The following is a 19,771-nucleotide window of genomic DNA, read 5'->3' as shown; positions in this document are numbered from 1 at the left end:
CTCCTAATAATGATTATGTGTCGCTTATATGTCAAACAATGAAGTTTGATCGCCTTGTCAAATTAAGAATTATTGTTAGAGTTGGAATTTCTGCCGCCTTTTTTACCAATCTCTTCAAAATGCTTCTTACTGTACTTATCGCTTACTTTTTCTCCGCCTTTTTTACCGATTTCCTCAAAGTGCTCCTGGCTGTATTTGTTGCTTGTTTTCTCTCCACCTTTTTGACCAGCTTGTTCATAACTCATTTTTTGATTATTGTTTTTGTTGTTAGCCATTGTTTAAACCTCCTTTTGAGTAGTTGTTGTTAAAGTTACCACCTATTTTAAAACTTAAAACTTAAAAACCTTTTTTTTACCTATCTGTAATTATTTTGTAATTTTTACGTGTCAGAAGGGTTGTCATTCTTCCTGACATCTTTGAAATTATCCTGTTTATATTTATGACTGACAGGATCTTGTTCATCTTTATCTGCAATATTAGAAAGTCTGGATGGATTATATTTTTCTTCTGGTTTACGTTTGTTTTTAGGACCTGCTTCATCATAGCCCATCTGCTTTTGGTCGCTTTTATCCTTTGCCAATCGGGTTACCTCCTTTTCTTATGAAATTTGAATTTCTTGAATGCTACATAAGTTCAATTGCCAATCTTCTACATATTTAAACTAGTCAATGTGAAAGATGTGAATAATGAATCAGACGGTTTAGGACAAAATAAATGGTATTGAATGTTGCAGATGGTTTGTTTCATACGAAACAGGGAATTATTGTGAATAATAAATCGTATAGAGGTGGTAAAGTTGGCCGTAGTATTCAGGGATAAAAATAAACGGAATCAAAAAATCGGATGCCGGTCAGAGTTCGATTCTTTAAAACGAGTCGTTGTCTGCTCACCTGCATATATGAAGATTGAAGAAGCAATAAATGAAACGCAAAAAAAATATGTCGATGAAAATATAGATATTGAAAAAGCATGCAGACAGCACCACTCATTTGTGGAAGTGATGCGCAACCACAACATAGAAGTGATCGAATTAGAGCCTGCGCAGCAATATAATGAACAAGTTTTCACGAGAGACATCGGAGTTTGCATTGATGATAAAGTAATCGTCTCCAATATGGGCAACGAAATTCGTAAAGGAGAAGAGGAGTTACTGGAGGAAACCTTGCAGCAGGAAAATTCTTATTGGGAAAAGATTCAAACGGGGACGATTGAAGGCGGAGACATCATACTTGATAAGAACAAGGTATGGGTTGGGATAAGTGACCGCACCAATGAATCTGGAGTGAAAAGTCTTCAGGAGCTGCTGCCAAATCATCAGGTGACAGCGGTACCGATAAAAGAAGAATACCTTCACCTGGATTGTGTGTTCAACATTCTCTCTTCTGAGTATGCGTTGATTTTTCCTGGGGCATTGCGGCAAGAAGAATATGAAAGGCTAAGTCATAGCTATCAGCTGATCGAAGTAGAGGAGGATGAACAGTTTACAATGGGAGTGAATGTATTATCGATCGCGCCCGGGAAAGTAATCAGTCTGCCTCAAAATGAAAAGGTGAATAAAGCCATGAGGGATAAAGGTTTTGAAGTCATTGAAGTTGACTTTTCGGAAATCATCAAATCTGGCGGGTCTTTCCGTTGCTGCACCATGCCGTTACAACGCTCTACAAATAAATAATTTTAAAAATCCCGGGCACCTGTGCAGCGGGATTTTTAATATTTCTACTTTAATAAAGTTTAACTTTGTTAGACAAAACGGGTTTCTCTAATCAGTCACTCAAGCGTTTACCACCAACAGCATAATGATTCTTAGCCATTTCTTCGATCACCACAGTGACTGCTTCCTTTCGTGCGCCTGTTGTGTTAGTCACCGCATCCGTCACTTCTGCCACTAACGCTTTCTTTTGCTCATCCGAGCGACCTTCCAGCATTTGTACAGTTACAATCGGCATAATATCCGCTCCCTCAATTAGTCATTCACTATCAATCGTAACAATAATTCATAAGCAGCGCCATTACAAGAACGTAAGGTTTATAATCTGAAGGAAATAGGGACATTATGTTAGAATGAAAAAATAAACAAAACGAACGGTAAAAGGAGGACCACATAGTGAAAGAATTTGATCAGTTCAAAAAAGGCAATGATAATGAAAAAGACAAAAAGAAGAATCAATTTACTATATTGAAAGATGACTCTACCGATGGGCACGGTGGTTATGGGGTCGGGGCGATTACATTAGAGAATATGTCACCGGTCATTGTGGATCCCAATGAAGAAAAAGCCTATGTGGATATGGGTGCGATGCATGCCCGCAGTGCTGTAGAAAAGCGGATTAAATTCCTTACAGATAAATCAGAAGTGCCTAATGGATTGCTGTATTGGATTACGTGGGTGACAATTGAGAGAGGCGAGCAAGGCCCGTATTATTATGGAGTCGCCAGCAGTGAAATTCTTGTGGACCGGGAAATTCGCCGGGGGTATAAACTGCTTCCTGAACATGTCAACCATATGGACAAATCCTTGAAAGGAAAGTTTGTTGTCGAGCATATGGATGATAAATCCAAAGCTGTTCTTAAGAAATTCCTGCAGGAGCACAGCGAAGAAATGTGGGAGAACTCTTCTGACGAATTAAAGCAAGGGTTAAGTGTATAAAAGTATAGAAAATGTGTCTAAATTGTGAATGATGTGTGAAAATCTTGAGGTTTTTTTGTGAAATTTGTAAAATGTGTATCACATGGGTTATACATGTTTTACTAGGACAAAGAAGAAGGTCGGGGATGTAACCCTCGACCTTCTTCTTTTTGACCTCGTTAAAATAGCCAGTCCAGTAAATCTTTCCAGCCACCTTTGTTCTTTTCCTTCTCCCGCGGGTGTCTATTCTCCTCAAACGTATGCTCTGTACAAAAACTTTCCGGGATCTTATCTTCTTCAAAATACATTAAACGCTGGGCGTCACAATATGGTGTTGCCCGCAGTCCTGTTGCCGGGTCTACATATACCCCCACGACTCCCTCAGGTGCTTTCAGCGTGGAGAATGTTCTATCCTGATGAGATTGTTCCATCACATCGGCCCATATGTCTTTCGAATACTGCAGCTCGCTCGTTCGAGTGATTTGTTTTCCCTGATCATATCCTGTCCATATGCCTGTCACAAGATCAGGGCTGAACCCAATCATCCAGCTGTCTGTGTTTGTTGTTCCTGATTTTCCGGAGTATGGGCGGCTTAGCTTCCCGGCAATGCTTGAACCAGTAACTCGCATATAGCCGTCGAGTGATGAATCAAACATGCCTGTCATCATATGAGCAGTCAAGAAGGCCCGCTTAGGGTCAATCATGTTCTCATTATCAGGTGGCTCGTATTCGTATAACGTATTTCCATGACTGTCCGTTATTTTCGTAATGGTGTGCGGGACATTTTCTTCTTCAGGGCGAGCAAGTTTGCTATAGGCTTTCGTCATATCATATAAGGAGAGGGTGGCTGTTCCTAACGCAAGAGAAGGTACAGCAGGAATCTTTCCTGAAATTCCAAACTTCTCAAGCGTTTCCTTTAATCGATCCGGACCAAGGTAGACATTGGTCTTCACAGCGTAAATATTATCAGAGAGCGCGAGTGCCTGTGCCATCGTAATCGGTTCGTTGGCATAATATCCGTCGAAGTTGCTCGGCGCATAAACTTCGCCATTACCAAGCTCGAATTTCGTTGGTTTACTGACCAGTTGGGTCGTCGGTGTAAAACCACTCCCTAATGCTTCGTAATATAAAAATGGTTTGATGGTGGACCCGACCATTCGTTTTGCCTGGGTCACCCGGTTGAATGAGCTTTCTTCATAATCGCGTCCTCCCGCCAAAGCCTGAATTGACCCTGTCTCTGGTTGTATAACAATACCAGCAGCTTGAATTTCCGAATTTTTATCGATATGCTGCTCCATGGATTTCTCTAATACTTTTTGGGTTGGAATATCGAGTGTCGTATGAATATGATAGCCGCCGACTGTGAGCTGCTCCCGGTCGATATCCAGCCTGTTCATGGCTTCTACAGCTACTGCATCTTGAAAATAGGGAGCAATATCGGGGGCAACTTCTTCGTTCGGCTCGTGATACTCCAGTTTCTCCTGAGCAGCTAGTGTACTTTTACTGGCATCAATATGGCCTGCTGCTTCCATGCTGGCCAATATCTGCTTCTGCCTGTCGTTGGCATTCTCTTCATTATTAAAAGGAGAATAATAGCTTGGCCCTTTTGGGATACCGGCAAGCATAGCAGCTTCAGAGAGTGAAAGCTCATTGGCATGCTTGTCAAAAAAGTAACGGCTGGCTGCTTCTATACCGTAAGCGCCATGTCCGTAATAAATGGTGTTCAAGTAACCGGCAAGTATTTCATCTTTATCATAGAACATCTCCAGTCTGAGTGCGTAGATGGCTTCTTTGGTTTTACGAACCCACGTTTTTTCATGGGATAAATAAAGGTTGCGGGCGTATTGCTGGGTGATTGTACTTGCACCTTCGACCTTAGCCAGGTTGCGGATATTCTTCAATACCGCTGCTCCGATCCGCTTCATGTCAAATCCGGAATGGTCATAGAAATGCTGGTCTTCGGAAGTGAGTGTCGCCTGGATGATATAGGGGGAAATGTCATCCAAATCGACCCAGTACCGACGTTTGCTTCCGAAATCTTCTTCAATAACACTGCCATCCTGGCTGTAATAAATCGTATTTTGCTCAGTCGTCAAAGATGGAGGACCACTGATGAGCGCATACAAAAGGATCAGCGTCATTGCTATCGCAATCAATGCGATGGAGAATGAGCCGAGCAAAAGCCCCCTTCGTATCCACTTGTTTTGACGGTGGAACCATTTTTTCATCGTAAGCGCTCCCGTTATCCGATTTTTTCGAATGTTTTCTTACATTATGGGATAATGGGTAAGAATTTAAACATCAGGCTGATCATCGGCATTTTTAAAAAAACTATTGCTTTTTTTCTGGAATTCTCTATAATTTGATTGTTTACTGGAATAAATAGAAGGATACCTGTCTTATAAACGAAAGGAGTTACAATAGATGAGCACTTGGTTTACAGAAAAACAGACCGAAAATTTCGGTATTACAGCGAAAATCAAACGGTCGCTTCATACAGAAAAAACAGATTTCCAACAGCTGGACATGCTTGAAACAGAAGAGTGGGGCAACATGCTCGTTCTGGACGATATGGTGATGACAACGCAGAAAGATGAGTTTGTCTACCACGAAATGGTAGCCCACGTGCCGTTGTTTACGCATCCGAAGCCTGGGAATGTACTCGTAGTCGGTGGGGGAGACGGCGGGGTCATCCGTGAAGTGTTAAAACACCCGGAAGTGGAAAAAGCGACCCTCGTAGAAATCGACGGTAAAGTAATTGAGTATTCCAAAGAGTATCTGCCAGAGATCGCCGGACAGCTGGACGATACTCGTGTCGAAGTGAAGGTGGCAGATGGCTTCATGCATATTGCAGAGAGCGACAATGAATATGACGTAATCATGGTGGATTCTACTGAACCCGTAGGGCCGGCGGTCAACTTGTTCAGCAGAGGTTTTTATGAGGGGATAGCCAAAGCTTTGAAAAGTGATGGCATTTTCGTCGCTCAGACCGACAACCCATGGTTCAAAGCCGATTTGATTCGACAAGTCTACCGTGATGTAAAAGAAACCTTCCCGATCACACGGGTGTATACGGCTAATATTCCGACCTATCCAAGCGGACTATGGACCTTCACGATAGGAAGCAAACAGCATGATCCACTGGAAGTGCCAGACGAACGTTTCCATGAAATCGAGACGAAGTATTATACAAAAGAATTACATCAAGCGGCATTTGCTCTGCCGAAATTCGTGAAAGATCTGACCGAGTGAGGAGGACTTCCATGCGCTTTGACGAAGCTTACTCAGGAAAAGTTTTTATTATGAGCAGACAGGACGGTGAAGCAGCTGACGCCGTCATCTATGGTATGCCGATGGACTGGACAGTCAGCTTCCGTCCTGGGTCCCGTTTCGGTCCGAACCGGATTCGGGAAGCATCCATTGGCCTTGAGGAATACAGTCCGTACCTGGATCGTCACCTGGAAGAAGTGAATTTCTTCGACGCCGGTGACATTCCACTGCCATTCGGAAACCCGCAGCGGAGCATTGATATGATCGAGGAGTATATCGGAACACTATTAGACAAAGGGAAGTTTCCTTTAGGGCTGGGCGGTGAGCATCTGGTTACCTGGCCAGTGTTGAAAGCAATGTATCGTAAATATCCCGATCTGGCCGTCATCCATATTGATGCCCATACTGATTTAAGGGAGGAATATGAAGGGGAACCGCTTTCCCATTCGACCCCAATTAGAAAAGCATGCGAACTGATGGGGCCTGAACATGTTTATTCCTTTGGTATCCGTTCCGGCATGCGCGAAGAGTTCCAGTACGCGAAAGAGAGCGGCATGTACCTGGCGAAGTATGACGTCGTCGAACCGCTGAAAGAAGTACTGCCAAAACTGGCGGGCCGGCCTGTCTATGTCACGATTGACATCGATGTGCTGGACCCTGCGTTCGCCCCCGGAACAGGAACAGCTGAAGCAGGGGGGATTTCTTCTAAGGAACTTCTGGCAGCCATCCATATGATTGCCGGTTCAGATATTCAAGTGGTAGGCGGCGACCTTGTAGAAGTAGCGCCTGCTTATGATCCAACAGAACAGACTGCCATTGCAGCCAGCAAATTCGTCCGCGAAATGCTGCTTGGCTGGGTGAAATAATAACAGCAAACTGCCGCCCCCCCACATGCGGCAGTTTTTTACATAACCTCCCTTTCTTGATGTGTTGTTTCCGTTACGGTAGTAACGGTGTGAAGGTCCGGGAAATCACTCGCTTTCCATGGGCGTACGGTGAGCTTCCTCAGGCTTCGCCTTGCGGGATCTCACCATGTACTATCCTCCCATCGGAGTCTCGCAATTTCCCTGACCTCCTTGTGTTTATGGGAGAAACGGAAACACGGATATGTAGTCCTTCAACCAGAGGGTGAGCTCCTTATAAAATCGTGCTTGTAACCAGAGTTCGCGGAAGACAGTTGCATGTATGGCAGGTTTCGTTTCTCCCATTCTTCGAATGGGGTGGTTGGGAAACTGCGAGACTCCCTCCGGAAATGTTGATACACCAAGGGTTAAAGATCGTTTTAACACTTTTAAATTTTTTTTATACTTCATTTGTTAAACAAGTTATTCCTTTTCTTCAATATTAAGGAAATCGAAGGGACGCGTTGCGTTTCCTAACTGTATTAGGCGATCTTTTTTGTATGAATCGATGCACCTTGGATCCCTGCTTTCTTATGAGGACTTACCCTCCCATGTCTCTTGGCGTCGTGCGCCTACATTCCTTCGTTTGGTCTCATCATAAGGCAGAGGCCGGCTTTATTCTCCCGCATAGACTCGTAGTCTGTTGTCTCGCTTTGCGCCAGCTTCTCCGTGTCATCTTATGGGTCAGAAATATAGGTTACGCTGCCTGTTGAAGACAGTGGAGGTCCTGTTTCATTCGGTCCTCATTGAAGTGAACCTGGCGGTTCGATAAACCAAAAAAGATCTTTAACAGTTTTCCGCACAACACGACCATTGCTTCCTTCTTTTTCAAAGGATTAACGGGACGAGTAATGTAGTACTGGTACAATTCTTTAAACGCACGATTATTTTGAATCAAAGGCAATATGGCGCGAAAAAGAAGGTTTCTGAGCCGTTTTCGTCCCCGTTTGGAAATTTTCTTTTGACCTTTATGGTAACCGGAAGAGTTCTCGCGCAGTGTTAATCCCGCTAATTTAATGAGTTGGCGTGAATGTGTGTACTGCTTAAGTGAACCCGTTTCCGCAATCAAATCAATGATCGTATGCTTTCCAATGCCGGGAATCGATATCAGGTATTCGTATTCATCCAGCTGGGTGACTAAATCTTCTAAGTGATGATTGAGTTCTGTCAGTTGACGTTCGATTAGAAGAAACTGATCGACAAGTGCGGCGATTTCAAAGCGTGCCACCTCTTTGCCTGTCGAAATACCAATGGAGTTTTCAGCTGCCCGTTTCATCTCTCGAATCTTACTTTTCGAAGGAGAGGATATACCCGCTTTTTCTTTATACATCAGTGCCAGTTCCTCTACCTCCTGGTTTAGTAGATCCTCAGGAAAAGGCGTGTATTTCAAAATGGCGCAAGCCAATTGACCAAACCCTTTGATGACGGTTTTAAATTCAGGAAAGTACTGGTCGATCAACCCCGTCATTTGGTTTTTCAACATCGCTTGTTTGTCTTTCAGTTTCCACCGCGTTATGGAGCCGTTTTTCAGTTCAGCTTCTATACCTTCTGGAATTCTGGGATAGCTGAAATTACCACCAATCATGAGTTTCGCAATCAATCTTGCGTCCTTTTTATCGTTTTTTGTTTGAAGATTATCATCAAACTCTTTCGATTGTTTCACATGCGCAGGATTGACGACCACAAAAGAGATGTCCTCTTCAAGGAGGAAAGCAGCCAGGTTCATCCAGTAATGACCTGTGGGTTCAAACCCGATGATAACCTCACTTTTTCCATGTTGGTGCAGCCATTCCTTTATCTGTTTGTGAAACCCTTCGAAGCCAGCCCTACTCTGAGTAAATCCAACGGGACGTTGGAGTTCCCGTCCGCGATCATCGACCGCGCATGCATAATGGGTTTTTTTAGCGATATCGATACCGATCACTAAGGATTCTCCAGAGATTTGATTTATTTTAGCATTCCTATTAGAATTCAAGGGGAAGTCCTCCTTTTGATGTTTGTTTGTATTTGGTTGTACAAATGCATCATAACGGAGGGCTTTTTTTCATTCAAGACCCCTCTACTGAATCCCACAGGAATCTCCCGCGGGAGAAGGGACTAGGCAAGACCCCACAGGGAGTGTAACGACCGAGGAGGCTTGCCAGTTCCCCCGCAGGAAAGCGAGTAGTTTCCCAGCCAGCCCTTACACTGTTATGGCAAAGAACCCTTGATAACTTGAAATCAAGTCTTCGACTTTTCGGGTATAAATAATCAACAACCAAAGAGTTATTTATGGAGGGCTTGCGCTTTTCTTTTTTAGTTTTTATAATGGATAGGTTAAGAGGAACGTAAGGAGAGATAGTATGAGTGCTGCCGAGACACCAGTGTCGATTCGCCTTGTGACAGAAATCAGGGACAGCGGCCGAAAAGAAACAGTCGTCATGGAAGAACAGGGAGGACTATACGAACGGGGAAACACACAAGTCCTCAAGTTCACCGAACATCCCGACGAAGGCGGACCAATCGATACCATGATTACCATCCAGCCTGGAAAAGTCAGCATCAAACGCTCTGGTGCTGTCAAAATGCATCAGATTTTCCGAAAAAAACATACAACAGAGAACAACTACCATCATACGTATGGTATTTTTCATATGAACACGTTTACGGATCAGATTGAACACCAATCCTTATCCAAGGGAGCAAAAGGACGGCTGTTCATCAGCTACCAGTTGACTTTAAATCAGGAAATCACTCAGCGTCATCGATTAACTTTGAGCTATCGTAAGGAGGAAACAGCGCAATGAATATTGTGGAGCAGACGGAAACGAAACTGAAACAGGAGATCCAGCAGGCGGTATTAAAGGCAGGGTTGGCGACCGAGGAGGAAATGCCGGAAGTCGTACTCGAGCAGCCGAAAGATAAAGCGCACGGTGATTATGCGACTAACATGGCGATGCAGCTGGCACGAATCGCCAAAAAAGCTCCGCGCATGATCGCGGAGGATATCGTTGCGAATTTTGATAATACAAAAGCCTCCATCGATAAAATTGAGATTGCCGGTCCCGGTTTCATCAATTTCTATATGGACAATCAGTATTTGACTAACCTTGTATCCACCATTTTGGAAGCAGGAGATGCTTATGGAGAAAGCGATACTGGAAAAGGCGAAAAAATCCAGGTCGAATTCGTTTCAGCTAACCCGACAGGCACTCTTCATCTGGGACACGCGCGCGGTGCTGCAGTTGGTGATTCCCTTTCCAATATTTTGGCAAAGGCAGGATATGACGTTTCCCGTGAATACTATATCAATGATGCCGGAAACCAGATCAATAACCTGGCTTATTCCGTCGAAGCACGTTATATGCAGGCGCTTGGTAAGGAGTGGGATATGCCGGAAGATGGGTACCATGGGAAGGATATCATTGAACTAGGTAAAAAGCTTGCAGAAGAACATGGTTCCGAGTGGGCAGATAAACCGGAACAGGAACGCCTCACTTACTTCCGGGAGTACGGTTTGAAGTTTGAGCTCGATAAAATCAAAGTTGACCTGGAAGATTTCCGTGTCCCTTTTGATGAGTGGTTTTCTGAAACCTCTCTATACGAGGATGGGAAAATTGATGAAGCGTTGAAAGTCCTGGAAGATCAGGGCTACACATATGAGCAGGATGGCGCAACCTGGTTCAAGACTACGGAATTTGGTGATGACAAAGACCGTGTCTTGATCAAACAGGATGGGAGCTACACGTATCTGACACCTGATATCGCTTACCACAAAAATAAGATGGATCGTGGCTTCAATACGCTGATCAATATCTGGGGAGCAGACCACCATGGATATATCCCGCGTATGAAAGCGGCTATCCAGGCACTTGGTTACAAAAAAGATACATTGGAAGTAGCGATTATCCAGATGGTCAACCTGTTCCAGGACGGTGAAAAAGTGAAGATGAGTAAGCGTACGGGGAAAGCTGTCACGCTTCGCGAATTGATGGAGGAAGTGGGCATCGATGCCATGCGCTATTTCTTCTCGATGCGTTCGGCAGACTCTCACCTGGACTTCGATATGGATCTGGCACGTTCCGAATCGAACGAAAACCCGGTCTATTATGTCCAGTATGCCCATGCGCGCATTTGCTCGATGCTTCGCCAGGCAGAAGAAAAGGGTGTCACGTTCGATAAGAACTTCGATGCCACGTTGCTTGATTCTGAAAAAGAAGAAGATTTGCTGAAACGGCTTGGTGAATTTCCACAAGTAGTAGCCGATGCAGCCGAAAAACGCACGCCTCATCGGGTGACGCAGTATGTATTCGACCTGGCTTCTAACCTGCACAGCTTCTACAATGCTGCAAAAGTATTGGATCAAGAGCAGCCAGAACGCACCAAAGCCCGTGTTGGTCTAATGAAGGCCGTCCGCACAACGCTATCTAATGCATTGGAACTAATCGGCGTATCCGCACCAGAACGGATGTAACTTTAAAATGCGTGAATAAAGCTTGCAGAAAAACCGGAATTGGTTTTCTGCAAGCTTTATTATTTAATACCATTGATTATCGCTGTTAAGAAAGCAGAGTGATCAAAAAAGATTTCCCACGTATGTGAGAAATCTTTTTTTAATATCCTGTGTAAACGTTATACTAAGAGGGATTGTCTCTACAGGAAAGGAGCTATGTCATGAAAGAAGTAATTTTAGCGCTGCTGACAGGGTTTATCGTAGGTTTTTTATTCGCTTTATTTAAACTTCCGATTCCAGCACCGCCTGCTTTTGCCGGAGTTGCCGGAATCATTGGTATTTACATGGGTTTTAAAGTATTTGCATGGGTAGGGCCGATGCTCTCAAATTTAATACGATGACATTATAAAATCGGGCGGAGCAGCCGCGCGATTTTTATATTGATTTTTGTACCGATGGAGCGCTTCGCAAGCCAATTTTCATCAAAAGGTAAGCCTATTTCGAAATCTTTTATAAAGCGCTGTCTCATTTCCTCAATGAATTCCTTGTCATAGAAAAAAACATTGATTTCTTTGTTGAGATAAAAACTTCTTAGATCTAAGTTAGAAGTACCAATATCGCAGAAGTTTCCGTCAACAATAAACACTTTCGTATGATAGAAACCTGCGTCGTAGAAACGCACATCTCCACCGGCCTGATATAATTCTTCATAAAAAGGGATGCCGCCTTCTTTCACGAAGGGGTGATCCGATTTCAACGGACAGAGCAACTTGACTGTAATGCCTCGCTCTACAGCCTGTATCAGTGCGTCCATCACACGGCGTGGTGGGATGAAATAGGGGCTTCCAAGCAGAATTTCCCCTTTGGCTTCAGAGAACTTTTCCACGAGTACTTCCTCTAATTCTCCGTATTCTGTCGGCAGTATTTGGAGCGCATGGCTGCCTTTTTCTTTGTTTTCAGTCGGAAATAATTTCTCATTTGTATTTAAAAACCAATCATCTAAGAAGACGGCATGCATCTGTTCTACAATTTCGCCGGTAAATCGCAAGTGATAGTCGCGCCAATCCCCCATTTCAGCATCTTTGCCGACATACTCGTCAGCAATGTTATAGCCGCCGGCATAGGCGATTTTTCCATCGATTACAACAATTTTCCGGTGGTTTCGACGATTCAATTTGTAAATAAAAAAAGGAAATTCAGGCTTTGCGGCGAATATAAATCGTATACCTGAATTTTCTAATTGGGTTTGCAGGGATTTGTCAATCCGAAATCCTCCAAGCCGGTCTACCATCAGCCTGACAGTCACACCTTCCTCCGCTTTCTGCTGGAGTAATTGAAAGAAACGCTGGCTGGTTTCATCCTTTTTGATTATGAAAAAAAGAATATCAATGTGGGCTTCCGCGTTTTTGATATCGGTGAACATGGCTTCAAACAGACGATTACCACTTTGAAAGAAACGGTAGCTGCCAGTAGTCTCTGGGAAAGTGAGCTTTCTCAGGTTCTTTTTATGGTTTTTCTTCCCCGCCTGAAAATCTAATATAACCAATAGAAAAACAATTAAAATGATAACGAGAAACCATAGTAAAATAGTCATTTTTTCCCTCCTCCATCGCTTCACATGCCCTTAGCTTCCCCAAATCCACCAAAATTTGTACATAAAAGCAAAGAAAATATGTTGACTGAATGTTCATTCATATTTTATAGTAAAGCTATAAGATTCAGAATTTTCACGGCTCGTTTCCTGAAAATCACGAGACAGCAAGTGAGAGAGATTCATACTTAACGAGGGGGTAAGACGGATGAGCACGCTGTTATTATTGAACTGGATATTATTTTTAGGCGTAACCATTTATGGATTTTATCTATTCGTGCGCGTCGTCATGACGAGGATCGCTTATATCAGGCTCGGAAGAAAATTCGAGTTCGATGGCGAAATCAAAGAAAGATTGAAAAATATTTGGATTTACGTTTTTGGTCAAAAGAAATTATTGAAAGATAAAAAATCCGGAATCATCCATGTGATGATGTTCTACGGTTTTATTTTGGTACAGTTCGGTGCCATTGATTTTATATGGAAAGGTCTGGCTCCTGACAGTCATCTTCCGTTAGGACCTTTTTATCCAGGGTTCACATTTTTCCAGGAACTGGTCACATTGATGATCCTGGTCGCTGTCGTATGGGCATTCCACCGCCGTTATGTGGAAAAGCTTGTCCGCTTGAAGCGAGGCTTTAAAGCGGGGCTTGTGCTATTATTTATCGGAGCATTAATGTTAAGTGTATTGATTGGTAATGGTATGGGCTTAATCTGGCACGGCCATGAAGGCGCCTGGACAGAACCTGTTGCGACCTCGATTGCAAGCGTTTTCGGATGGATAAGCCCGACTGCTGCAGCGGTTGTGTTTTTCATCATGTGGTGGATTCATCTATTGGTGTTATTAAGCTTTCTTGTCTATGTACCACAATCCAAGCACGCCCACTTGCTGGCGGCTCCGGTCAACGTTTTCTTAACTCGCCAGACACCGCCTGGAAAGCTTTCCAAAATCGACTTTGATGTCGATGATGAGACTGCGGAAGAAGATGTATCCTTTGGGGTCGGCAAAATCGAAGACTTCAGCCAGCTGCAAATGATCGACTTTTATGCTTGTGTCGAATGCGGCCGTTGTACCAATGTCTGTCCGGCAACTGGTACAGGAAAAATGCTGTCACCGATGGACCTGATCATTAAATTGCGTGATCAGCTGACGGAAAAAGGAGCAGCGGTAACTGGAAAATCACCGTGGGTACCGGCCTATGCCTTTTCCAATACACAGGGAAATCAACTTGCCAAAATGGCTCAGACTCAAGGTAGTGGAGAAGCCGCGGCTTCTGTAGAGGCTGCGCAGAACCATAACCTGATCGGCGATGTCATTACAGAGGAAGAGCTGTGGGCATGTACCACTTGCCGTAACTGTGAAGACCAATGTCCGGTGATGAATGAACATGTGGATAAAATCATCGACCTTCGCCGTTATCTGGTGTTAACAGAAGGAAAAATGGATCCGGATGCACAACGGGCGATGACGAATATCGAGCGGCAGGGTAATCCATGGGGGTTGTCTAAGAAAGAGCGGGAAGACTGGCGTGACCAGGAACCGGATGTCCGGATTCCGACGGTAAAAGAATTGAAAAAAGAAGGCGAAGAATTTGACTATCTATTCTGGGTAAGTTCCATGGGTGCCTATGATAACCGCAGTCAGAAAATCGCGCTTGCTTTTGCCAAACTGATGAATGAAGCGGGAATCAAGTTCGCCATTCTTGGTAACAAAGAACGTAACTCCGGGGACACTGCGCGCCGGATGGGCAATGAATTCTTATACCAGGAGCTTGTGGAAAAGAATATCAAAGAATTCGAGAAGAATGATGTGAAGAAGATTATTACCATCGACCCTCATGCTTATAACACATTCAAAAATGAATATCCGGACTTTGGCTTTGAAGCAGAAGTCTATCATCATACCGAATTGCTTGCCGAATGGCTGAAGGATGGCCGTTTGAAGCCTGTCCATGAAGTGAAAGAAACGATCACCTACCATGACAGCTGCTACCTCGGACGTTACAACGAGGTATATCAGCCGCCTAGGGAAGTACTGGAAATGATTCCAGGTGTCAAACTGGTAGAAATGAAGCGTAATCGCGAAAACGGCATGTGCTGTGGAGCCGGCGGCGGTATGATGTGGATGGAAGAAAAAGCAGGCCACCGCGTCAATGTGGCACGAACAGAACAGGCGTTAGAAACCAGTCCGACGATGATTTCCAGTGGATGCCCTTACTGCCTGACGATGCTTTCCGATGGAACGAAAGCGAAGGAAGTGGAAGAATCCGTTGGAACGATGGATATTGCGGAGATTTTGGCTAAGTCGATTTTTGAAGAAAAACAGGAAAAATCAGCCTAATATTTTGAATTTTTAGTGGAAAGTGTACAGAAAGTTTTGTACACTTTCCTTATGAGGGTATATTGAGCGAGCGTTCAATCGTACTGGGGAAGTTTTTGCAAGAGAGGCTGCAGCAGGTGTTACGGACTGTTTCCACCTCTCTTTTTATACCATAAGTTTTGAAAGCGTTATCACATAAGGGAGGATTTTTATTATGACAAAAACGGTGATTGTTTCAGGAGCAAGAACGCCATTTGCAAAGTTTGGAGGAGCATTGAGTACATTGACTGCATCCCAGCTTGGAGGCAAAGCGATCAAAGCTGCATTGGATCGCGCCAACTTCAAAGCGGAAGATATCAATGAAGTGATCATGGGGACTGTTCTGCAGGGAGGCCAGGGACAGATACCTTCCCGTCAGGCAGCACGTGAAGCAGGAATTCCATGGGAAGTGAAGACAGAAACGATCAATAAAGTCTGTGCTTCCGGAATGCGCAGTGTCACGATGGCTGATCAATTCATTCGCCTTGGTGATGAAGGCGTAATCGTTGCTGGTGGTATGGAGAGCATGAGTAACGCGCCTTACTTCATGCCAAAAGCACGCTGGGGATTACGTATGGGCGATGCAGCTGTGAAGGATTTGATGGTACACGATGGTCTGACATGTTCGTTTGATGGGGTGCATATGGGCAACTACGGAAACAATGTCGCTGATGAATACGAGTTGAGCCGTGAAGCACAGGATGACTGGGCTTATCGCAGCCACCAGCGTGCCGTACAGGCCATGGAAGAAGGCAAACTGGCAGAAGAAATTGTTGCTGTTGATGTGCCACAGCGAAAAGGCGATCCGGTCGTTGTCGAAAACGATGAAGCTCCTCGCAAAGATACTTCAAAGGAATCCTTGGCAAAACTTCGTCCGGTATTCGGATCAAATGGAACAATCACAGCTGGTAACGCGCCAGGGGTCAACGATGGTGCTTGTGCGATGCTATTGATGTCTGATGAAAAAGCGAAAGAGATGGGAGCAGAAACATTGGCAACCATCCTCGCACACGATGAAGTGGCTGTCGAAGCGAAGGATTTCCCGAAAACGCCAGGGATTGTCATCAATTCTCTATTGAAAAAGGCAGGAAAATCGTTGGATGATATCGATCTTTTCGAAGTGAATGAGGCATTTGCTGCAGTATCACTTGCCAGTGGGAAAATCGCCGGTTTGGACAAAGAAAAAGTTAACGTCAATGGTGGAGCCGTGGCTTTGGGTCATCCGATCGGTGCCAGCGGGGCGCGTATTATCCTGACACTCGCATATGAATTGAAGCGCCGTGGCGGTGGTCTTGGTATCGCAGCTATCTGCAGTGGCGGCGGTCAGGGTGATGCTGTCCTGATCGAAGTTCCCAAGCAATAATTAATGTCGAACACGTTAGTCAGGGAGGAGTTTTTCTATGTCAATTAAACAAGTAATGGTAGTCGGAGCCGGACAAATGGGGGCAGGAATCGCGCAAGTGTGTGCCCAGTACGGCTTTTCCGTAAAGTTGAATGATATTGCAGATGAAGCATTGGAAAAAGGGAAGGCAGGGATTGAAAAAAGGCTGGCACGCTCGGTGGAAAAAGGCCGCCTTGCAGAAGAAGAGCAGCAAAAGACGCTGGAAAATCTGTCTTATACAACCGACCTTAATGAGGCTTCATCCTGTGACCTTGTTATTGAAGCGATCGTGGAAAATATGGACGTCAAAACGAGCCTGTTTAAAAAATTGGATGAGATTGCCCCGGAGCACGCGATTCTTGCATCCAATACATCATCCCTCCCAATTACAGAAATCGCGGCAGTCACTAACCGTCCTTCACAGGTGATTGGCATGCATTTCATGAACCCGGTTCCTGTCATGAAACTGGTAGAAATCATTCGTGGCTTGCAGACAAGTGATGCAACCTATCAATCTATCAAAGATATGACTGAAAAGATATGCAAGTCACCAGTAGAAGTCAATGACTTTCCTGGTTTCGTATCCAACCGTGTCCTTATGCCAATGATCAACGAGGCTATCTACACGGTCTATGAAGGGGTCGCGACACCGGAAGACGTCGATACGGTCATGAAGCTCGGCATGAACCATCCAATGGGACCGTTGACGTTGGCTGATTTTATCGGACTCGATACATGTTTATACATCATGGAAGTATTGCATGAAGGTTTCGGCGACAGCAAATACCGGCCATGTCCATTGCTTCGTAAATATGTCAAAGCTGGCTGGCTAGGTAAGAAATCGGGACGCGGCTTCTATACGTATGAAAATTGATTCTCAGGGGAGAGAACAACAATGAATCTGCATTTTACAGATGAACAGGAAATGATGCGTAAAATGGTGCGCGACTTTGCTCAAAAAGAAGTGGCTCCAGCCATAGAGAGAATGGAAACGGAGGACCGCTTTCCGAGGGAAGTTGTCACCAAAATGGGTGAATTGGGGTTAATGGGGATTCCGATTCCGGAAAAATACGGCGGTTCTGAAATGGATTATACGTCCTATATCATTGCCATCCACGAATTGTCGAAAGTGAGTGCAACGGTCGGTGTCATCCTGTCGGTACACACCTCTGTTGGGACGCTGCCGATCCTTAACTTTGGAACCGAGGAGCAAAAGCAGAAATATATTCCGAAGCTGGCGTCAGGGGAATATCTCGGAGCTTTCGCGCTGACAGAACCGAGCGCCGGTTCTGATGCTGGAAGTCTGAAAACGCGTGCAGTCAAACAGGGTGACACATACATTCTGAACGGCTCGAAAGTGTTCATCACCAATGGGGGAGAGGCGGACACCTATATCGTGTTCGCACGCACGAATATGGAGGAAAGAGGCTATCAGGGAGTCAGCACGTTCATTGTCGAAAAAGATACCCCGGGACTTGTCATCGGCAAAAAGGAGAAAAAGATGGGCCTTCATGGGTCAAATACGGTTCAATTGACTTTCGATAACTGTGAGGTCCCGGCAGAGCAGATGCTTGGTAATGAAGGGGAAGGCTTCAGGATAGCGATGTCTAACCTCAACTCCGGGCGAATTGGAATTGCTGCCCAGTCACTTGGTATCGCTGAAGCTGCCATGGAACATGCAGTCGCTTATGCAAAAGAACGGGAGCAATTCGGAAAGCCAATTGCTAAACAGCAGGGACTTTCTTTCAAGCTTGCCGACATGGCAACTGAAGTGGAGGCGGCAAAACTATTGACCTATCATGCTGCTGCTCTGAAAGAAGCTGGGGCTCCGTGCAACAAAGAAGTATCGATGGCGAAAATGTACGCTTCGAAAACCGCAATGAAAAATGCCATTGAAGCTGTTCAGGTTTATGGCGGATATGGATATACGGAAGATTATCCAGTTGAACGGCTGTTCCGTGATGCAAAAGTTTGTGAAATCTATGAAGGAACGAATGAAATACAGCATATCGTCATCAGCAAACATCTACTGAAGGACTAATATATCAAGGGGGATACCGACATGAATTTTCAATTGACAGAAGAACAAGAAATGCTCCGTAAAATGGTGCGCGACTTCGCAAAAAATGAAGTGGAGCCGACAGCTGCTGAGCGGGATGAAGAAGAACGCTTCGACCGGGAAATTTTCGATAAGATGGCAGAACTCGGACTGACCGGTATACCTTGGCCGGAGGAATACAATGGAATCGGATCAGACTTTGTCAGCTATGTCATTGCAGTAGAAGAATTATCCCGGGTATGTGCATCTACCGGTGTAACACTGTCTGCCCATATTTCCCTTGCCAGCTGGCCGATTTATAAGTTTGGGAACGAGGACCAGAAAAAGACATTCCTTGCTCAGCTCGCTTCCGGTGAGAAACTTGGAGCTTACGCGTTGTCTGAGCCCGGCGCCGGCAGTGACGTGTCATCGATGCGCACGCAGGCGAAACTGGACGGCGAACATTATGTCCTGAATGGAAGCAAGGTCTGGATTACCAATGGCGGGGTAGCGGATATCTACATTGTATTCGCTAAAACCGACCCGGACGCAGGGAGCCGCGGAATTAGTGCTTTCATCGTAGAAAAAGGTACACCTGGTTTTACGTTTGGTAAAAAAGAAAAGAAACTTGGCATTCGTTCCTCTCCAACCACAGAATTGATTTTTGAAGATTGCAAGGTACCAAAAGAAAATCTATTAGGCGAAGAGGGCAAAGGGTTCAAAATTGCGATGATGACCTTGGATGGCGGCCGTAACGGCATCGCAGCCCAGGCTGTCGGTATTGCCCAGGGAGCCTTGGATGCATCTGTTGGCTATGCGAAAGAGCGCGAACAGTTCGGTAAGCCGATCGCTCAGAACCAGGGTGTTTCTTTTAAACTTGCGGATATGGCGACAGAAGTCGAAGCTGCTCGTCTGTTGACTTATCAGGCAGCTTACCTGGAATCAGAAGGTAAGCCATATGCCAAAGCATCTGCCATGGCTAAGTTATACGCTGGTGATGCAGCAATGCGGATTACAGTCGAAGCTGTCCAGGTTTACGGCGGCTATGGCTATACAAAGGACTATCCGGTCGAGCGTTATATGCGTGACGCGAAAATCACCCAAATCTATGAAGGTACGAATGAAATCCAGCGTCTCGTCATCGGACGGATGCTGACGAAAGAATAGTAGAA

Annotated in this window: 18 protein-coding genes; 12 read left to right on the top strand and 6 right to left on the bottom strand. The window is 44.9% G+C overall.

What is annotated here, in order from left to right; genetic code table 11:
* Window positions 1-62: 62 nt before the first annotated feature.
* Window positions 63-275, bottom strand: coding sequence for a stress-induced protein, KGG, repeat-containing protein (locus tag B9Y67_RS08540; protein WP_062442550.1), 213 nt, complete (start codon window positions 273-275; stop codon window positions 63-65).
* A gap of 104 nt (window positions 276-379) precedes the next feature.
* The gene (locus B9Y67_RS08535) at window positions 380-580 is read right to left on the bottom strand and encodes a hypothetical protein (RefSeq protein WP_085506301.1); all 201 of its coding nucleotides are present in this window, start codon (window positions 578-580) and stop codon (window positions 380-382) included.
* A 318-nt stretch (window positions 581-898) separates the two neighbouring features.
* Between B9Y67_RS08535 and B9Y67_RS08530 the strand changes: the two genes are divergently transcribed.
* The gene (locus B9Y67_RS08530; RefSeq protein WP_085506732.1) at window positions 899-1,672 is read left to right on the top strand and encodes a dimethylarginine dimethylaminohydrolase family protein; all 774 of its coding nucleotides are present in this window, start codon (window positions 899-901) and stop codon (window positions 1,670-1,672) included.
* 91 nt (window positions 1,673-1,763) lie between these two features.
* On the opposite strand, the gene B9Y67_RS08525 is transcribed toward B9Y67_RS08530, so the two are convergent.
* On the bottom strand, window positions 1,764-1,946 hold the full coding sequence (locus B9Y67_RS08525; RefSeq protein WP_085506300.1) for a 2-hydroxymuconate tautomerase: 183 nt from the start codon (window positions 1,944-1,946) through the stop codon (window positions 1,764-1,766).
* Between the two features lie 158 nt (window positions 1,947-2,104).
* Between B9Y67_RS08525 and B9Y67_RS08520 the strand changes: the two genes are divergently transcribed.
* Entirely contained in the window at window positions 2,105-2,647 is a 543-nt protein-coding gene (locus B9Y67_RS08520; protein WP_085506299.1) for a YwhD family protein, read from the top strand.
* Window positions 2,648-2,805: 158 nt separating this feature from the next.
* Here the strand turns inward: B9Y67_RS08520 and B9Y67_RS08515 are convergent, their stop codons facing one another.
* Complete coding sequence (locus tag B9Y67_RS08515; RefSeq protein WP_085506298.1) at window positions 2,806-4,854, bottom strand: transglycosylase domain-containing protein; 2,049 nt, start codon at window positions 4,852-4,854, stop codon at window positions 2,806-2,808.
* A gap of 196 nt (window positions 4,855-5,050) precedes the next feature.
* Here B9Y67_RS08515 and speE point away from each other — a divergent pair, with 196 nt between their 5' ends.
* Both speE and speB read left to right on the top strand, forming a co-directional pair.
* On the top strand, window positions 5,051-5,878 hold the full coding sequence (gene speE / locus B9Y67_RS08510; protein ID WP_085506297.1) for a polyamine aminopropyltransferase: 828 nt from the start codon (window positions 5,051-5,053) through the stop codon (window positions 5,876-5,878).
* Window positions 5,879-5,889: 11 nt separating this feature from the next.
* Complete coding sequence (gene speB / locus B9Y67_RS08505; protein WP_085506296.1) at window positions 5,890-6,762, top strand: agmatinase; 873 nt, start codon at window positions 5,890-5,892, stop codon at window positions 6,760-6,762.
* A gap of 733 nt (window positions 6,763-7,495) precedes the next feature.
* Here the strand turns inward: speB and B9Y67_RS08500 are convergent.
* Window positions 7,496-8,773, bottom strand: a complete 1,278-nt coding sequence (locus tag B9Y67_RS08500) for an IS110 family RNA-guided transposase (RefSeq protein WP_085505375.1) — start codon at window positions 8,771-8,773, stop codon at window positions 7,496-7,498.
* A gap of 367 nt (window positions 8,774-9,140) precedes the next feature.
* Here B9Y67_RS08500 and B9Y67_RS08495 point away from each other — a divergent pair, with 367 nt between their 5' ends.
* The 3 genes from B9Y67_RS08495 to B9Y67_RS08485 all read left to right on the top strand — a co-directional run bounded on the left by B9Y67_RS08495 (window position 9,141) and on the right by B9Y67_RS08485 (window position 11,631).
* Window positions 9,141-9,584: a YwiB family protein gene (locus B9Y67_RS08495; protein WP_085506295.1), complete on the top strand. Its 444-nt coding sequence runs from the start codon at window positions 9,141-9,143 to the stop codon at window positions 9,582-9,584.
* A complete protein-coding gene (gene argS / locus B9Y67_RS08490; protein WP_085506294.1) occupies window positions 9,581-11,251 on the top strand; it encodes an arginine--tRNA ligase in 1,671 nt (556 codons plus the stop codon). The genes B9Y67_RS08495 and argS overlap by 4 nt, the downstream gene beginning before the upstream one ends.
* 200 nt (window positions 11,252-11,451) lie before the next feature.
* Window positions 11,452-11,631, top strand: a complete 180-nt coding sequence (locus B9Y67_RS08485; RefSeq protein ID WP_085506293.1) for a XapX domain-containing protein — start codon at window positions 11,452-11,454, stop codon at window positions 11,629-11,631.
* 2 nt (window positions 11,632-11,633) lie between these two features.
* Here the strand turns inward: B9Y67_RS08485 and cls are convergent, their stop codons facing one another.
* The gene (gene cls, locus B9Y67_RS08480) at window positions 11,634-12,824 is read right to left on the bottom strand and encodes a cardiolipin synthase (RefSeq protein WP_085506292.1); all 1,191 of its coding nucleotides are present in this window, start codon (window positions 12,822-12,824) and stop codon (window positions 11,634-11,636) included.
* A 205-nt stretch (window positions 12,825-13,029) separates the two neighbouring features.
* Here cls and B9Y67_RS08475 point away from each other — a divergent pair, with 205 nt between their 5' ends.
* From B9Y67_RS08475 to B9Y67_RS08455, 5 genes are all read left to right on the top strand, one after another.
* Window positions 13,030-15,162: a heterodisulfide reductase-related iron-sulfur binding cluster gene (locus tag B9Y67_RS08475; RefSeq protein WP_085506291.1), complete on the top strand. Its 2,133-nt coding sequence runs from the start codon at window positions 13,030-13,032 to the stop codon at window positions 15,160-15,162.
* Between the two features lie 193 nt (window positions 15,163-15,355).
* Window positions 15,356-16,543: an acetyl-CoA C-acetyltransferase gene (locus B9Y67_RS08470; protein ID WP_085506290.1), complete on the top strand. Its 1,188-nt coding sequence runs from the start codon at window positions 15,356-15,358 to the stop codon at window positions 16,541-16,543.
* A 37-nt stretch (window positions 16,544-16,580) separates the two neighbouring features.
* Entirely contained in the window at window positions 16,581-17,435 is an 855-nt protein-coding gene (locus B9Y67_RS08465; protein WP_085506289.1) for a 3-hydroxybutyryl-CoA dehydrogenase, read from the top strand.
* Window positions 17,436-17,456: 21 nt separating this feature from the next.
* Window positions 17,457-18,602, top strand: a complete 1,146-nt coding sequence (locus B9Y67_RS08460) for an acyl-CoA dehydrogenase (RefSeq protein WP_085506288.1) — start codon at window positions 17,457-17,459, stop codon at window positions 18,600-18,602.
* Window positions 18,603-18,623: 21 nt separating this feature from the next.
* Complete coding sequence (locus B9Y67_RS08455) at window positions 18,624-19,766, top strand: acyl-CoA dehydrogenase (protein ID WP_085506287.1); 1,143 nt, start codon at window positions 18,624-18,626, stop codon at window positions 19,764-19,766.
* The last annotated feature ends 5 nt before the right edge of the window (window positions 19,767-19,771 follow it).

Source organism: Thalassobacillus devorans (genome assembly GCF_900176565.1).
Classification (GTDB): Bacteria; Bacillota; Bacilli; order Bacillales; family Halobacillaceae; genus Thalassobacillus; species Thalassobacillus devorans_A.
This window is presented reverse-complemented; position numbering and strand designations above follow the sequence as displayed.